This is a genomic window from Armatimonadota bacterium, from assembly GCA_031432545.1.
Classification (GTDB): Bacteria; Sysuimicrobiota; Sysuimicrobiia; order Sysuimicrobiales; family Sysuimicrobiaceae; genus Caldifonticola; species Caldifonticola tengchongensis.
Window position 1 is genome coordinate 406,429 of sequence record JAVKGX010000001.1, and the last position, 14,569, is coordinate 420,997.

The 14,569-nt window shown below is 69.6% G+C and carries 18 protein-coding genes; 12 read left to right on the forward strand and 6 right to left on the reverse strand.

The window, feature by feature from the left end; translation table 11 throughout:
• Positions 1–6 precede the first annotated feature (6 nt).
• A complete protein-coding gene (locus tag QN163_02055) occupies positions 7–675 on the forward strand; it encodes a lysophospholipid acyltransferase family protein (protein MDR5682799.1) in 669 nt (222 codons plus the stop codon).
• 24 nt (positions 676–699) lie between these two features.
• Here QN163_02055 and QN163_02060 read toward each other — a convergent pair whose 3' ends face one another.
• Complete coding sequence (locus QN163_02060; protein MDR5682800.1) at positions 700–1,332, reverse strand: protein-L-isoaspartate(D-aspartate) O-methyltransferase; 633 nt, start codon at positions 1,330–1,332, stop codon at positions 700–702.
• 282 nt (positions 1,333–1,614) lie between these two features.
• Here QN163_02060 and QN163_02065 point away from each other — a divergent pair, with 282 nt between their 5' ends.
• The 4 genes from QN163_02065 to QN163_02080 are packed head-to-tail and all read left to right on the forward strand — an operon-like array spanning position 1,615 to position 4,010.
• A complete protein-coding gene (locus tag QN163_02065; GenBank protein ID MDR5682801.1) occupies positions 1,615–2,481 on the forward strand; it encodes a sulfurtransferase in 867 nt (288 codons plus the stop codon).
• Positions 2,478–2,945 carry a DUF4395 domain-containing protein gene (locus tag QN163_02070; GenBank protein ID MDR5682802.1) on the forward strand — a complete coding sequence of 156 codons (468 nt, stop codon included), beginning with the start codon at positions 2,478–2,480 and terminating at the stop codon, positions 2,943–2,945. Before QN163_02065 ends, QN163_02070 begins: the two co-directional genes overlap by 4 nt.
• 6 nt (positions 2,946–2,951) lie before the next feature.
• Positions 2,952–3,383, forward strand: a complete 432-nt coding sequence (locus tag QN163_02075; GenBank protein MDR5682803.1) for a thioredoxin family protein — start codon at positions 2,952–2,954, stop codon at positions 3,381–3,383.
• A gap of 24 nt (positions 3,384–3,407) precedes the next feature.
• Positions 3,408–4,010: a molybdenum cofactor guanylyltransferase gene (locus QN163_02080; GenBank protein MDR5682804.1), complete on the forward strand. Its 603-nt coding sequence runs from the start codon at positions 3,408–3,410 to the stop codon at positions 4,008–4,010.
• 7 nt (positions 4,011–4,017) lie between these two features.
• Here QN163_02080 and QN163_02085 read toward each other — a convergent pair whose 3' ends face one another.
• A complete protein-coding gene (locus tag QN163_02085; GenBank protein MDR5682805.1) occupies positions 4,018–4,416 on the reverse strand; it encodes a DUF2231 domain-containing protein in 399 nt (132 codons plus the stop codon).
• Between the two features lie 425 nt (positions 4,417–4,841).
• On the opposite strand from QN163_02085, the gene proS reads away from it, so the two are divergent.
• From proS to fdhD, 3 genes are all read left to right on the forward strand, one after another.
• Positions 4,842–6,278 (forward strand): proline--tRNA ligase, encoded by a 1,437-nt coding sequence (gene proS, locus QN163_02090; protein MDR5682806.1) that lies wholly within the window; start codon positions 4,842–4,844, stop codon positions 6,276–6,278.
• Between the two features lie 74 nt (positions 6,279–6,352).
• Complete coding sequence (locus QN163_02095) at positions 6,353–8,602, forward strand: FdhF/YdeP family oxidoreductase (protein ID MDR5682807.1); 2,250 nt, start codon at positions 6,353–6,355, stop codon at positions 8,600–8,602.
• 1 nt (position 8,603) lies between these two features.
• A complete protein-coding gene (gene fdhD / locus QN163_02100; protein MDR5682808.1) occupies positions 8,604–9,458 on the forward strand; it encodes a formate dehydrogenase accessory sulfurtransferase FdhD in 855 nt (284 codons plus the stop codon).
• Between the two features lie 3 nt (positions 9,459–9,461).
• Here fdhD and QN163_02105 read toward each other — a convergent pair whose 3' ends face one another.
• Positions 9,462–10,079 carry a molybdenum cofactor guanylyltransferase gene (locus QN163_02105; GenBank protein MDR5682809.1) on the reverse strand — a complete coding sequence of 206 codons (618 nt, stop codon included), beginning with the start codon at positions 10,077–10,079 and terminating at the stop codon, positions 9,462–9,464.
• Positions 10,080–10,157: 78 nt separating this feature from the next.
• Here QN163_02105 and QN163_02110 point away from each other — a divergent pair, with 78 nt between their 5' ends.
• A complete protein-coding gene (locus QN163_02110) occupies positions 10,158–11,756 on the forward strand; it encodes an amidohydrolase (protein ID MDR5682810.1) in 1,599 nt (532 codons plus the stop codon).
• 24 nt (positions 11,757–11,780) lie between these two features.
• Here QN163_02110 and QN163_02115 read toward each other — a convergent pair whose 3' ends face one another.
• The 3 genes from QN163_02115 to QN163_02125 are packed head-to-tail and all read right to left on the reverse strand — an operon-like array spanning position 11,781 to position 12,804.
• Positions 11,781–12,368, reverse strand: coding sequence for a methylated-DNA--[protein]-cysteine S-methyltransferase (locus QN163_02115; protein MDR5682811.1), 588 nt, complete (start codon positions 12,366–12,368; stop codon positions 11,781–11,783).
• An 8-nt stretch (positions 12,369–12,376) separates the two neighbouring features.
• Positions 12,377–12,613 carry a hypothetical protein gene (locus QN163_02120; protein MDR5682812.1) on the reverse strand — a complete coding sequence of 79 codons (237 nt, stop codon included), beginning with the start codon at positions 12,611–12,613 and terminating at the stop codon, positions 12,377–12,379.
• Positions 12,614–12,669: 56 nt separating this feature from the next.
• The gene (locus QN163_02125; protein MDR5682813.1) at positions 12,670–12,804 is read right to left on the reverse strand and encodes a hypothetical protein; all 135 of its coding nucleotides are present in this window, start codon (positions 12,802–12,804) and stop codon (positions 12,670–12,672) included.
• A gap of 216 nt (positions 12,805–13,020) precedes the next feature.
• Between QN163_02125 and QN163_02130 the strand changes: the two genes are divergently transcribed.
• From QN163_02130 to QN163_02140, 3 genes are read left to right on the forward strand one after another with little or no spacing between them, the layout of a single operon-like run.
• The gene (locus tag QN163_02130) at positions 13,021–13,578 is read left to right on the forward strand and encodes a sigma-70 family RNA polymerase sigma factor (protein MDR5682814.1); all 558 of its coding nucleotides are present in this window, start codon (positions 13,021–13,023) and stop codon (positions 13,576–13,578) included.
• A complete protein-coding gene (locus tag QN163_02135) occupies positions 13,578–14,069 on the forward strand; it encodes a zf-HC2 domain-containing protein (GenBank protein ID MDR5682815.1) in 492 nt (163 codons plus the stop codon). Before QN163_02130 ends, QN163_02135 begins: the two co-directional genes overlap by 1 nt.
• Entirely contained in the window at positions 14,059–14,568 is a 510-nt protein-coding gene (locus tag QN163_02140; GenBank protein MDR5682816.1) for a hypothetical protein, read from the forward strand. The genes QN163_02135 and QN163_02140 overlap by 11 nt, the downstream gene beginning before the upstream one ends.
• Position 14,569 lies beyond the last annotated feature (1 nt).

The window sequence follows — 14,569 nt, forward strand, 5'->3', positions numbered from 1 at the left end:
GGCGAGGTGACGCTCGGCTACCGGGCCGCACGGGCTGCCGTCCGCGGCCTGCTGTGGTTCCTGTTCGCCTTCCGTACCGCGGGCGGCGAACACTGCCCGCGTTCGGGCCCGGTGATCGCCGCCGCGAATCACCTGTCCTGGCTGGACCCGATCGTGCATGCCGCGGCGCTGCCGCGCCGGGCGGTGTTCATGGCGGCGGAAGACCTGCTGGGCGAGCGCGTCCATCCGGGCTTCGTCCCGTGGGAGGGGCTGCTGCGCGTCATCGCCCCACTTTTGCGATGGTACGGCGTGATTCCGGTGCCCCGCACCGAGGTCGATGCGGCCGCCTACACGGGATCCGCGTACAAGGCCGCCCTGCGCCTGCTGCGCGCCGGCGGCTGCCTGGCGATCTACCCGGAGGGCGGAATCAACAGGACCGCCGAACCGCTGGCTCCACTGCGCAACGGTGTCGCACTGCTGAGTGCGCGCGCCCAAGCACCCGTTCTGCCGATGTGGCTGTTCGGCACCGACCGGGCCCTGCCGCTGGGCTCGGTCGTGCCCCGTCCAGCACGCGTCTCGGTCCGTTTCGGTCCTCCGCTGCCGCCGCCCCAGGGCCGGTCGGCCGCCGACGTCGAGGCGACCACACGTGCGCTGCGCGAGGCGATGCTGGCCCTGTACCGTCAGGGGCATCCGTGAGTAGGCTCGGTGCCGGGCCCGACCTCATTCCGGGCGGAACCCGTATCGGCCGAACAATCGCACAAAACGCGCCCACGTCAGGTGCTCCCGGCGCACCAGGCCGTACTCCGTCTTCTCGAACGACACGACCTCGTCGTCGCCGCCGGGTCCGAGGGGTTGAACGAGGCGGCCGCCGACGCGCAGATGGTCCGCCAGCGGCTGCGGAACATCCAAGAAAGCCGCCGAGACGACGATGGCATCGTACGGAGCGTGCTCCGCCAGCCCCAGCGTACCGTCCCCCACCACCAGCTCGACGTTCGTGATCCCGGCCCTCGCCAGGTTCTGCTTGGCTGTCTCGGCCAGGTCCGGGTGGCGCTCGATGCTCCACACGAACTGCGCGAGGCGGGCGAGGACGGCGGTCTGGAATCCGTATCCGGTGCCGATCTCCAGTACGCGCTCGTGGGGCTGGAGTCTCAGGGCTTCGAGCATCTTGGCGATCAGCGACGGCTGCGTGGTTACCTGACCGTGCGGGATCGGGATCGGCCGATCGGCGTAGGCGAGTTCTCGGAACTCCGGGGGGACGAACGCTTCGCGCGGGACCTCCCGGAACGCCTGCAGGACGCGGGGATCGCGGATGCCCTCCGCGATCAGGACGTGGACGAGTCGGTCAGGCGTCACGTCTCCATCATCGCGCAGACCGAGGTGCACAGGGGCCAGTCGGTTGACACCCTCGTGGGTGGATGCTACAAAGGATCCACGATGAACGGTCTGCGGTACGCACCTCGTAGCTGCATCTGTCTGTGGCGGAGGCTGGGTGAGCCTTCGCCGCCTGCCGCGTAGTCCGCGAAGTCTTCCCCAGGCCTCCGCTTCGCTCCGCTCGCCGAAAGGTGGCGGCCGTCTGCTCTTAGGGCGCAGCCGCGCCGTTTTGCGGAAATCCCACAGGTTGCGGAGGAAATGGCGATGGCGTCTTACGCACGACCCGACGTACTCGTACAGACCGACTGGCTGGCGGCGCATCTGGACGACCCAGGGCTGCGAATCGTCGAGACGAACGAGGATCCGGAGCTCTACGCGCAAGGACACATCCGGGGTGCGATCCACATCCGTTGGAAGACCGACCTGCAAGATCCCGTGCGGCGGGACTGGATCTCCCGCCAGCAGCTCGAGGCGCTGCTGGGCGATCGAGGCATCGGAAACGAACATACGATCGTGCTGTACGGCGACAAGAACAACTGGTTCGCGACGTACACCTTCTGGCTGCTCGACTACTACGGCGTCGAGAACAAGAAAATCCTCGACGGCGGCCGTCAGAAGTGGGTCGCCGAGGGTCGGCCGCTGGTCACCGAGGAGCCGGCGTTCCCCAAAACGACGTTCCGTGCGAAAGACCCCGACCCGGCGGTGCGTGCGTTCCGCGACGAGATCCAGCGCCGCCTCGGGGACCCGCGCCTGGCGCTGGTCGACGTGCGGTCCCCGCAGGAATACAGTGGCGAAGTCCTGGCCCCACCCGCGTATCCGCAGGAGGGAGCGCAGCGTCCGGGCCACATCCCCGGTGCGTACAACGTCACCTGGACGCTGAACGTCCGCGAAGACGGCACCTTCAGGCCCGCCGAGGAACTGCGGGCGCTGTACGAGCCGAGGGGCGTCACCCCGGAAAAGGACGTCGTCGCCTACTGCCGGATCGGGGAGCGCAGCAGCCTCACATGGTTCACGCTGAAGTACCTGCTGGGCTATCCGAACGTGAAGAACTACGACGGATCGTGGACGGAGTGGGGGAGCCTGGTGGGCGTTCCGATCGAGCGAGGGGCTCCCGCGGAGGCGAAGCCGTGAGGGGCGCACACGTCGAGGTCGAACGCATGTCCCGGCGCGTCGATCACAACGCGCTGCGCACCAACCAGCTCGCCATCGTGCTCTTCGTCGTGGCTGGGTTCCTCACCGACACCCACTGGCTGGTCGGGGTGGTGGGTGCGGTGCTGGCGCTGGGCGCGGCAGACCCCAGGGCCGCGCTGTTCCAGCAGTTCTACCACCGAGCGCTGAAAGGGCGGTTTCTGCGGCCAGATGTGCGGGAGGACGACTTGGCCCCGCACCGGTTCGCGCAGGGCGTGGGCGCGGTGTTCTTGCTGTCGGCGGCCTTCGCGATGTGGGCGGGCGCGTCGGTGGTGGGGTGGGCTGTGGCCTGGATCGTCGCGGTGCTCGCGGCGGTCAACCTGATCTTCGGATTCTGCGCCGGCTGCTTCGTCTACGTCCAGCTGACGCGGCTGGGATGGATCCGCCCTGGCGGGAAAGAGGGGTAGACGGCTGTGGAGCGCGTCTGGATCGTCGTGGCCATCGCGCTGCTGGTGGCGTCGCTCTGGCTGTTCGTTCGCCTGCGCGACCGCCGCCTAGCCCGGCGCCTGGAGCCGGTCGACGGGCCCGCAGTGCTGGCGTTCACCCACCCCCTGTGTGTGCCCTGCCGCACCCAGCAGGCGCCGGCTCTCGAACGTCTGCACGCGCTGGTGCCCGGCGTGCGGATCGAGGTCGTCGACGTGGAGCGTCAGCCGGATGTCGCGCGGCGCTACGGGATCTTCTCGGTCCCCACGACCGTCGTCGTCGGGGCAGGGGGGCGGGTGTTGGCCTTCAACCGCGGCCTGGCGGACGAACGCAAACTGGCCAGACAGCTGGCCGCGGAGCCCACCGCGGAATCGGGGCGCCCACAGCGAGGCGCGACCGAGTCGTTGGCCCCGAGGGGTTGACGGCGGGCTGCTACAATACCGGCCGTGAGCGGGTCCCTCACGGGCATCGTCCTGGCGGGCGGTCCCGGCCGGATCGGCGCCGTCCCCAAACTCCGGGCGGTGCTGGCGGGGCGACCGCTGGTCTGCCTGGTCGTCGAGCGGTTGCGCTCTGCCTGTGACGAGATCCTCGTCGTTGCCAAGGACCGCGCGCTCGCCGAGTTGGGCCTGCACGTCGTCGTCGACCCCGAACCGATGACCCACCCCCTGATCGGGCTGGCGGCCGGGCTCCGTGCCGCCACCGCCGAATGGTGCTTCGTCTGCGGTTGCGACATGCCGTTCGTGAACCCCGGGCTCGTGCGGTGGATGGCGTCGCAAGCGGAACTCGCGGACGTCGTCATCCCGGTCCTGTCGGACGGACCTCACGCGTTGCACGCGGTGTACGCGCGCGGTTGTCACCCCGTCCTCGAGGAGATGGCGGTGCGGGGAGAGACGCTGTGGCGGTTCCTGCGGGGACTGCGCGCGCGGATCGTCACGGAGGCGGAGTGCCGCTGGCTGGATCCGGATCTCCGCTCGTTCTTCGTCGTTGAGACGGAATCGGACCTGCACGAGGCGCAGCGGCTGCTGGAGAGCGAAGCGAAGGTGCGGTGACCGCCGCCTACATCACCTGCCGGATCTGGTTGCCCCAGTACCCGGTCAGCACGACGAGCACGGGCCCCGCGAGCGCGGCGACGGCGATCCAGGTGCGTGCATCGGGCGCGCGCCAGCGCAGCACGAACGAGGCCAGGTACACGAAGGTGGTGGCGTAGGCGAGCGTACTGTGTACGACGTGGCGGCTGAGGAACGCCGTTCCTACGCCGTCGCGGGCGAGGCGCGCGAAGTCGTAAAATGCGGTTGCGATCGCGACGGGGGCGGCGAGCAGCCCCAGCCCGATCAGCCAGAGGGCGATCGTCCGGTACAGGTCGCGCGGTCTCAACCAGTTCAGGACGTCGAACAGGAAGCTCGTCATCCACAGCGCGATCGGAAAATCGGTCACCGGGGGGTGGAACAGGTACACGGCATCACCCCTTTGCACCAGGGAAGGATGCGGTAAGGGTCTTTCCCGCGCACCGCGCGGCCTCCTGCCGACGGTGCGTAACGATTGTGTGACGGGGTGTGGTAGACTTCTGTGCAGGCGACGACGAGGTCCAGCGGACGCAGCAGTCGGACCAGCGAGCCGGAAAGGGTGCAAAGCCGGCCCGGTGTGCGTCCGCAACCCCCCTCCGAGCCGAAACGCAGCCGCACGCGCGGCGAACGTTTCCGGGTGGCCCGCCGATAGCCGGGCGAGAGTGCGGTGGCCTTGGCGGTGGTGCCGGTTGCAGGGGCGGGGATGCTCGCCGATGCTCCCGGCCAGGATGTCGGATCTGCGGGCTACCGAATTCGGGTGGTACCACGGCAGCCCCGTCCCGCAGCGGACGGGGCGGTTTCGTTTGGAGGCCGTCGATGGAGACAAAGGAGATCGTCCGGGAGATCCCCAGCAAGTCCGCGAACTTCTCGGACTGGTACACCGCGGTCGTGTTGAAAGCCGAGCTGGCCGACTACGCGCCGATGCGGGGCATGACGGTCTTCCGGCCATACGGGTACGCAATCTGGGAACTGATGCAGGCCGCGCTGGATCGCCGCTTCAAAGAGACGGGCCATGCCAACGCGTACTTCCCGCTGTTCATTCCGCGCAGCTTCCTGGAGCGGGAGGCCGAGCACGTGGCGGGGTTTGCGCCGGAGGTGGCCTGGGTGACCCACGGCGGCAAAGAACAGCTCAGCGAGTGGTTGGCGGTGCGGCCGACGTCGGAGGCGATCATCGGCCACATGTACGCCAAGTGGATCCAGTCGTACCGCGATCTGCCGATCCTCATCAACCAGTGGAACAACGTCGTGCGCTGGGAGAAGTCCACGCGCTTTTTCTTGCGCACGATGGAGTTCCTGTGGCAGGAGGGGCACACCGCGCACCGCACCGCACAGGAAGCGGAGGAGGAAACCTGGCGGATGCTGCGCGTCTACGAGGACTTCGTGACGACGGAGCTGGCCGTTCCTGTGCTCGCGGGCAGAAAGCCCGACAGCGAGAAATTCGCCGGCGCCATCTACAGCCTGACGATCGAGGCAATGATGCCCGACGGGCAGGCGCTGCAGTCGGGCACGAGCCACTTCTTCGGTACGAACTTCGCCCGGGCGTTCGGCATCCAGTTCCTGGACGCCGACAACACGCGCAAGTACGTCTCGACCACGTCGTGGGGGCTGTCGTGGCGCGCACTGGGTGCAACGATCATGACGCACGGCGACGACCGCGGCCTGTTCTTGCCCCCACGCATCGCCCCGATCCAGGTCGTGGTGGTGCCCATCCGGTTCGAGCAGGAGCCGTCGGTCCGCGACGCCGCGCGCTCCGTCGCGGCGGAACTCGCCGGGCGGATGCGGGTGAGACTGGACGAGCGGGAGGCCTACACGCCCGGGTGGAAGTTCAACGACTGGGAGATGCGCGGCGTACCGCTGCGCGTCGAGATCGGTCCCAAGGAGTTGCGGGCCCACCAGGCCATCTTGGTGGCCCGTGACGGGCAAGGCGGCAGGCGGCCGGTGCCGCTGGACGGCGTCGCGGACGCGGCGGCCGCGGAACTCGGGGCGATCCAGTCGCGCATGTACGAACGCGCGAAGGCGTTTTTGGACTCGCAGACGCTGCAGGCCTCGACGTTCGACGAGGCGGTCGAGACGATCGGGCAGCGCCGCGGGTTCGTCCGCGTCCTGTGGTGCCGTGACGCGGCATGTGAGAACCGGCTGCGGGAGGCAACCGGCGCCTCGCCGCGGGTGATCACGGACGAGCCGGCCGACGGGGTGTGCGTCGCGTGTGGGCGTCCGGCGGTCTGCGCCGTCTACTTCGCACGCGCGTACTGATCCCTTGGATGGCGGGTCTGTAGGCTCCGACGGGGGCACCGCCACGGTCCGCAGCGGAGTTCCGGAGGCGCGCAGTGGGAAGAACCTTCCAGGTGCGCGGTTGGGATCCCAGGCTGTGGGCCAGCCGCCGACCGCTGGGCATCGGCGAACAGCGCCCGAACAACTACCTGGAGATCGCCCACGCGGTGTGGGAGAACCTCGACCGCCTGGGCTACGCCTGGCGTGTGCTGGCCCACGGTGTGTGCGACGGCTGCGCTCTGGGTACGGCCGGTCTGCGCGACTGGACCGTGGAGGGCGTGCACCTGTGCAACGTCCGGCTGCGCCTGCTGCGCCTCAACACGATGCCGGCTCTGGACGCCCGACTGCTCGAAGATGTCGCAGCGCTGAAGTACAAGCGAGGCGAGGAGTTGCGCCGCCTCGGTCGTCTGCCCCACCCGATGATCCGACGGCGGGCAGAGCCGGGCTTCCGGCCCCTCTCATGGGACGAAGCACTCGACCTGGCGGCCGAGCGCATCCGCGCCGCGGGTCCCGAGCGGATCGGTTTTTACCTCACCAGCCGCGGCATGCCCAACGAGCACTACTACGCCGCCCAGAAGGCGGTGCGGGCGATGGGCAGCAACTCGATCGACAACGCCGCCCGCGTGTGCCATGCACCCAGCACCTTCGCGCTCAAGCAGGCCGTGGGCGTGGCCGCCACGACCTGCTCGTACACGGATTTGATCGGCACCGACCTGATCGTCTTCATCGGGTCCAACGTCGCCAACAACCAGCCGGTGATGATGAAGTACCTGTACTACGCGCGGCGTGCCGGGACCCGTGTGGCGGTGGTCAACCCCTACCGGGAGCCGGGTATGGAGCGCTACTGGGTGCCCTCGGTGCTGGAGAGCGCGCTGTTCGGCACGCGCATCGCGGACCGCTTCTTCCAGGTCCGTGTGGGCGGAGACGTCGCGTTCCTCAGCGGCGTGCTCAAGGCGATGGTCGAGGCCGGCTGGGTGGACGGAGACTTCATCGCGTCGCACACCACGGGCTTTGCGGCGGTGGCCCAGGCCCTGCGGGCGCAGTCCTGGCAGGCACTGGAACGGGGCAGCGGGTTGGGGCGTGCCGAGATGGTCGATCTGGCGCGGATGCTGGCCGAGGCCCGGACCGCGGTGTTCGTGTGGTCGATGGGCGTGACCCAGCACGAGTGCGGCGAGGACAACGTGCGCGCGATCGTCAACCTCGCACTCAGCAAGGGTTTCGTGGGGCGCGACAAGTGCGGGTTGATGCCGATCCGGGGGCACTCGGGGGTGCAGGGCGGGGCCGAGATGGGAGCGTACGCGACGGCGCTGCCTGGGGGGCTGCCGATCGACGCGCACAACGCCAAGCGCTTCGCCGAGCTGTGGGGCTTCCCGGTACCCGACCGGCCGGGTTTGACCGCGCCGCAGATGGTGGATGCCGCGCACGAGGGTCGACTCGAGGTGCTGTTTAGCGCCGGCGGCAACTTCCTGGAGGTCCTCCCCGATCCGGCGTACGTCCGCGAGGCGCTCGAGCGCATCCCGTTGCGTGTGCACATGGACATCGTGTTGTCGCGCTCCATGTTGGTGGACGCGGCCGATGCCGTGGTGCTGCTGCCCGCGACGACGCGCTACGAGGTGCCCGGCGGCGTCACCCAGACCAGCACCGAGCGGCGGGTGATCCTGAGCCCGGAGGTGGCGGGCCCCCGGATCCCGCAGGCACGGCCCGAGTGGGAGGTGTTCATGGACCTCGCCCGCCGTGTGCGACCGGACCTGGCCGGCCGGCTGCACTTTTCGGGCACGCCCGCCATCCGCGAGGAGATCGCGCGCGCGGTGCCGTTCTACGACGGCATCCAGCACCTCCAGCGCGGGGGCGACCAGTTCCAGTACGGCGGTGCACACCTGTGCTGGGGCTGGAAGTTTCCCACCCCAGACGGTCGGGCGCGCTTTGCGGTGGTGCCGCTGCCCCGGACCGATGTCCCCGATGGATCGTTCATCGTGGCGACGCGGCGGGGCAAGCAGTTCAACAGCATGGTTCACGAGCGGCGCGACGCGCTGACGGGCGCCGTGCGCGAAGCGGTCCTGATGAGCGCACAGGATGCGGCGAGGCTGGGGCTGCGCGATGGCGATCCCGTTATCCTGCGCAACGCGTTTGGCCAGTTTCGGGGCCGCATCCTGGTGGCCCCGGTGAAGCCGGGCACGCTGCAGGTACACTGGCCGGAGGGCAACGTGCTGATGGACCGGGGCCGCCGTTCGCCGCAGGCAGGAATTCCAGACTACAACGCCGTCGTGCAGGTCGAGCGGCCCGCAGGGTCGACCGCGGGGACCTGAGATGCGTCACAGACCTGGGAGCAAGACGCGCACACGCCTATGGGTGGTCGCGGGCCAACGGGCCGGATCGCGCGCCGACTGGGTCGCCACCGAAGAACCGATGGAGATCCGGCTGGTGGCGGGCGGCCAGCAGCGCACGGTCGCGGTGACGATGCGTACGCCGGGCGGCGACTTCGAGCTGGCGGCCGGCTTTTTGTTCGGGGAGGGGATCGTGCGGTCCCGCGAGGACGTCCTCCGGATCTCGTACTGCCTGGGTCCGCCCGCCGAGCAGCACTACAACGTCGTCAACGTGGAACTGCGCTCCGATCGTCTGCCCGATCTGGCACCGCTGGAGCGGCACTTCTACACGACCAGCGCGTGCGGGGTGTGCGGCAGGGCGAGCCTCGAGGCGATCCGCTCGCGCGGGGGCGCCCCGCTGCCGGACGGTCCGCGGGTCCCCGTCCAGGTGGTCGCCGCGCTCCCGGGCACGCTGCGTTCGGCGCAGGGGTTGTTCGGGCTGACCGGAGGGTTGCACGCGGCGGCGCTGTTCGACCCCTCCGGCAAGTTGGTCGCGGTGTACGAGGACGTAGGCCGGCACAACGCCATGGACAAACTGGTGGGATGGGCCTTCCTGGAGAATCGGCTCCCGTTGCGGGACCACCTCGTGATGGTGAGTGGCCGTGCCAGCTTCGAGCTGGTGCACAAGGCGGTCGCCGCCGGAATCCCCGTCTTCTGCGCGGTGTCGGCTCCCAGCAGCCTCGCCGTCGCGACCGCGCGGGAATTCGGCCTGACCCTCGTCGGTTTCCTGCGCGGTGAGCGCTTCAACGTCTACGCCGGGTCGCACAGGATCCAGCTGTCCATGCGGGTCGGGGGGTAGGTGTCAAAGCATCGCGAGCGCCCGCTCGTAGTTTGCGGGCGTGTTGACGTTCAAAAAGCTGCGCAGATCCGGGTCCCACGCGCGCAGTTCGTCCTCGCCGACGTAGTGGACGCGCAGGCGTCGCAGCAGCGCCCGCACCGATCGGACTCCGCGGCGCAGCAGCGCCTCGGCGACGGGCTCCACGCCGCGATGGTAGACGGCGCACAGCGGTTGTGCAACTCCGTCCACCCTGGGTACCGCGGCCTCGAATCCCCCAGCGCGTTCGACCAACCCGCGCAGCACGCTCGGCGTGATGAACGGAAGGTCGCAGGCGACGACCACCGCGTAGTCGGTGCGGGCCGCCGCAAGGCCGGCGTGCAGGCCGGCGAGCGGGCCCCCGACGGGCCAGCGGTCGGCGATCACCGGCACCCCGCAGTCGGGATAGGCGTCAGGCCGGGAAGCCACGACGAGCACCGGCGCGCACACCGCACGCAGGCGGCCGACGACGTGCGCCAGCAGGCTACGATCCCCAAGCGGTAGGGTGGCCTTGTCGCACCCCATGCGCCGGCTCTTCCCACCCGCGAGGACGACCCCGGTCGGTGAGCCCACATGTCGAGGATCGCACCGCCGGCAGGATCGCACAACCGCGTACAATCGAGACGTGCGCAGGGAGCCCGACGCCGTCGGGCTGGCCGTCTCGCCGGAGGAGGGCGCTCGCCGATGGAGCAGGTTCGCCGAGAGGAGGCGCGCGAGGGGACGCGGTTCCACAACGGCCGGATCTACACGCTGGATCGTTCCGGAACCGTCGCGCAGGCGGTGGCCGCGTGGGGCGGATGGATCGTCGGCGTCGGGTCGGACGCCCAGATCCGCGCAGCGTTTTCGCGCTTCCGGGCGGTCGATCTCGCAGGTGGGGTCGCGTTCCCCGGATTCACCGACAGCCACGTCCACTTTGCCGCCTTCGGTCTGTCGCTGCGCACCGTGAATCTGGAAGGGGCGGCCTCCTTGCGCGAGGCGGTGGCCCGGGTCGCACAGGCCGTCGCCGCCGCGAAACCCGGGACGTGGGTCTGGGGCCGGGGCTGGAATAAGAACGTGTGGCCCGAGGGCCGCTCCCCGCGCAAGGAAGACCTCGACCCAATCTCCCCCTCCAATCCCGTGGCGCTGACCAGCAAGGACGGGCACCTGGTGTGGTGCAACTCGCTGGCGCTGACCCGGGCCGGCGTGACGGCGGACACCGGGGATCCACCGGGCGGGCAGATCGAGCGCGCAGACGGACTGCCGACCGGCATCCTCAAGGAAGAAGCGAAGGTCTTCGTGTCGCGTGTCCTGCCCCCACCGGGCGACGAGGAGGTCGAATCCGCGATCCTCCAGGCCCTGCCGCTGGCCCATGCGGCGGGCATCACCGGCATCCATGACGTCGAGGACAGCCGGGTGTTCGGGGCCTTCCAGCGGTTGCACCGCGATGGTCGGCTGTCTTTGCGCGTGGTCATGGGCATCCCGGAGCAGGACGCAGACGCCGCGATCCGGCTCGGCGTTCGGTCCGGATTGGGTGACCAGACGTTGCGCGTGGGCTTCGTGAAGATCTTCTCCGACGGCACGCTCGGTTCACAGACGGCCAGCCTGCTGGAGCCGTACGAGGGGCAGCCCGACAACGTCGGTATCGCGACCCGGACGCAAAACGAGCTGCAGGTGCTCGTGCGCCGGACCTCCGAGGCGGGGCTGGCGTGCGCGGTCCACGCGATCGGCGACCGGGCCAACCGCTGGGTCCTCGATGCGTTCGAGGCCGCACAACCCGCTGCACGCCGGTTCGGGCTGCGGCAGCGGATCGAACACGCGCAGCTGCTGCATCCTGACGACATCGGGCGGTTCGCGCGCATCGGCGTGGTGGCTTCGATGCAGCCGATCCACTGCACGAGCGATCGCGATACGGCCGATCGCTACTGGGGTCGGCGCGCACGGTATGCCTACGCCTTCCGGTCGCTCACAGACGCCGGCGCGGTGCTGGCCTTCGGGTCCGATGCCCCGGTGGAGACGCTCGATGTCCTGCGTGGATTGCACGCGGCCGTGTTCCGTCGCGACCCCCACGACGGTCGCGATCCCTGGTACCCGCAGGAGGCCCTCACGGTGGAGGAGGCGCTGCGCGCGTACACGAACGGAGCCGCCTACGCCTCGGGCGAGGAACACGTCAAGGGGAGCTTAGAAGAAGGAAAGGTCTGTGACCTCACTGTGCTCGACCACGACATCGTCCGCGACCCGTCCTCCCTGGCACACGCGCGCGTGCGCATGACCGTCGTCGGCGGGCAAGTCGTGTTCAGCCGATGAGGAGGGATCCTGCGGGCGGGGCACCTACCGATCCCCGGAGCGCCGGCGCTCGTACGCCAGCAAGGCCCTTTTGCGCCGGGCGCCCCAGCGATATCCGCCGATCCTGCCGTCTTCGCGTACGACGCGGTGGCAGGGGATGACGACGGCCGCCGGGTTGGCGGCGCAGGCGCGCGCCACCGCTCGCACGGCACGCGGCCGGCCGATGGCGGTCGCAATCTGCTTGTAGGATCGGGTCTGCCCGAAGGGGATGGCGCGCACCGCATCCCACACCCGGGACTGGAACGCCGTCGCGGTGACATCGAGGGGCAGGTCCAAGTCCGCCCGGCGGCCCCCGACGTGGTCCAGCAACCGCTGTGCCCACGGACGCAGGCCCGCGTCGTCCCTGCGGATGTCCGCCGACGGGAACGCCCGGCGCAGGGCGCGCTGCAACCCGGCCGCCGACGTTCCCAAGGCCACGGCGCACACACCCCTTCCCGTCGCGGCCAGCAGGAGCCTGCCCAGCGGCGATCCCACAACCGTGTGCGAGATCCGCATGGGCCGTCCCGACCGGTCGGCGATGATCCCCTCGTTGCCCGTCCTGCGTCGTGCGGCCCTGCTCACGCTCCGCCGCATCAAACCGCCTACTGCCAGTCTTCGTCCTCTTCGTCCAGGTAGTCTTCCTCGTCGGGGTCGACGTAGGCGTCCTCGCCGTCTTCGGGAAAGGGCTCGTCGTCAGCGTCGGGATCCCCCACCGCTGCGTCCTCCCCGTCCAGCGGTTCCTCCAGGACGTTCTCCACGCGCTCCTCGCTCTGGAACCCACACTCCATGCACTCGTAGAGCACGACGGCACCGGAGTCGTCGGACGCAAGCAGTTCCATGTCGGCGCCACACTCCGGGCAGGGTCGGCTCAGGGGGAGGGTCATGGGTCCGGACGTCACTGCAGGTACAGCTGGGACGGCATGTCGTCGTCGAGGGAGCGCAAGCTACCGTCGTGCTCGACGCGGTGGCCGCAGATCGGACACTCGTACCACGACGCTTCCTCGCAGCGCGACTCGCAGCGCTCTGTCATGACGCATTCGCAGTACGGGCATGTCAGGACCGTTTCCCGCATCTTGGTGCCCCCGCCGTCGTGTGGCTCTTCCTTCGACCCCGCCCGGATTCCTCCTTCCATTCCCAAGAACGCGCTGCCAAGCAATTTTCGGGCCAGCCGGGGTCCGATAAACCGATCGGTCCGGCCGTGCGTCTACGTTAGAATGGGACGAGGTGAGTAGGCGGACGACCGGTGATGGACAGCGAGGACCGCAAACTGATCGTCGCATTCCGCCGCGGGGAACAGAGCGCCTTCGCCGCTCTCGTGATCAAGTACCGCCGGACGGTGTACCGGGTCGCACGGCGCATGACCGGCAACCACGAGGACGCCGCCGACGTCGTCCAGGACACCTTCGTGCGTGCCTTCCGCGGGCTCCGGTCGTTTGAGGGCACTTCGAGTCTGCGCACCTGGCTGTACCGGATCGCGGTGAACGCGTCGTTGGACCATCTGGTGCGGACAGCACGCGCGCCCGTTCTCGTTGCGGCGTTGCCGGATCGGCCGGCGCCGCCGGACGATGGGCCGGGGGAAATCGCAGAGCGCAGGGAACGCGGGCGGCAGATCGCGGCGGCGGTCGAAGCGCTGCCACCGCGCCAGCGAGCCGCGGTGGTGCTGAGGCTCTACCTGGACCTTCCGTACGCCGAGATCGCCAACATCATGGACTGCTCGGAGGGGACCGTCAAGGCAACCGTGTTTGCGGCGTTGCGGAAGCTGCGCCAGAAGCTGCGCCACCTGGTGACGGTGACGGAGGACTGATGCGGACCAGGCCTCCCTGTGCCGAAGTCGAGGATCTGCTGCTGGACGTGCTCACCGGATCGGTCGAGCCGACCGCGCGACAGGCCGTGCGCACCCATCTGGCCGTGTGCGCCGAATGCCGTGCCCGGGCAGCCGCACTGGGCGAGATCGTGACGCTGCTGCGGGATCTGCCGGATCCGTCTCCGCCACGCGGCTACTGGGAGACGCTGAACCGGTCTCTGGAGGGGGCGATCGGCGTGAGGATACGGCCCTCACGACACCTCGCGGCGGTCGTGGCCGGGCTGCTCGCTGCGGTGGTGCTGGCCGCGGTGTCGACGCAACGTCTCCGGGTGCCGGTCTCGCAGCCTCCCGATCCGATCCCCAAGGGGGTCGTCACCGCGTCGATGCACGAGATCCTCCCTGCCGTCGACGCGCTCGCGAGGGAGTTTGGCGCCGGGATCCGGCCGGCCTGGCACTTCGACGACTCCCTGCCGCCGGGCGATGACCCGTAGACCTCTGGCGCGCTTGGAGGGTGCCGCGCGCGTGGCGGTGGTCGTCGCCGCCTGCGTGCTCGCCGTCGGCGGCGCCGCCCTCGCGCAGCGTGCCCTGCCCGCGGAGCGAGCCGCACGCATCCTCGAAGCGCTGTTGATCTGGCGGCTGGTGGACGAGTTGGACCTCACGGAAGGACAGATCGCCCGCATCTTCCCGCAGGTCCGCGCCCTGAAGAGCGCCCGTTTCGAGTTCGCCCGACGGCAGGGCGAGCTGCGCGAGGAAATCCGGGCGCTGCTGCAGCAGCGGCCGCCCAACCGCGCGCTGATCCGATCCAAGGTGGCGGAGTTGGACGCGGTCAAGACGCAGTTCGAGCAACGCCGCGCCGCGATCCTCCAACGGACGCGCACCGCGCTGAGCCTGGAGCAACAGGCTCGCTTCTCGCTGATCCAGGACACGTTCGAGGAGGAAACCGTCCGGCTGCTGCGCGACGTCCAGCGGTTCATCGAGCAGCATCGGTAGC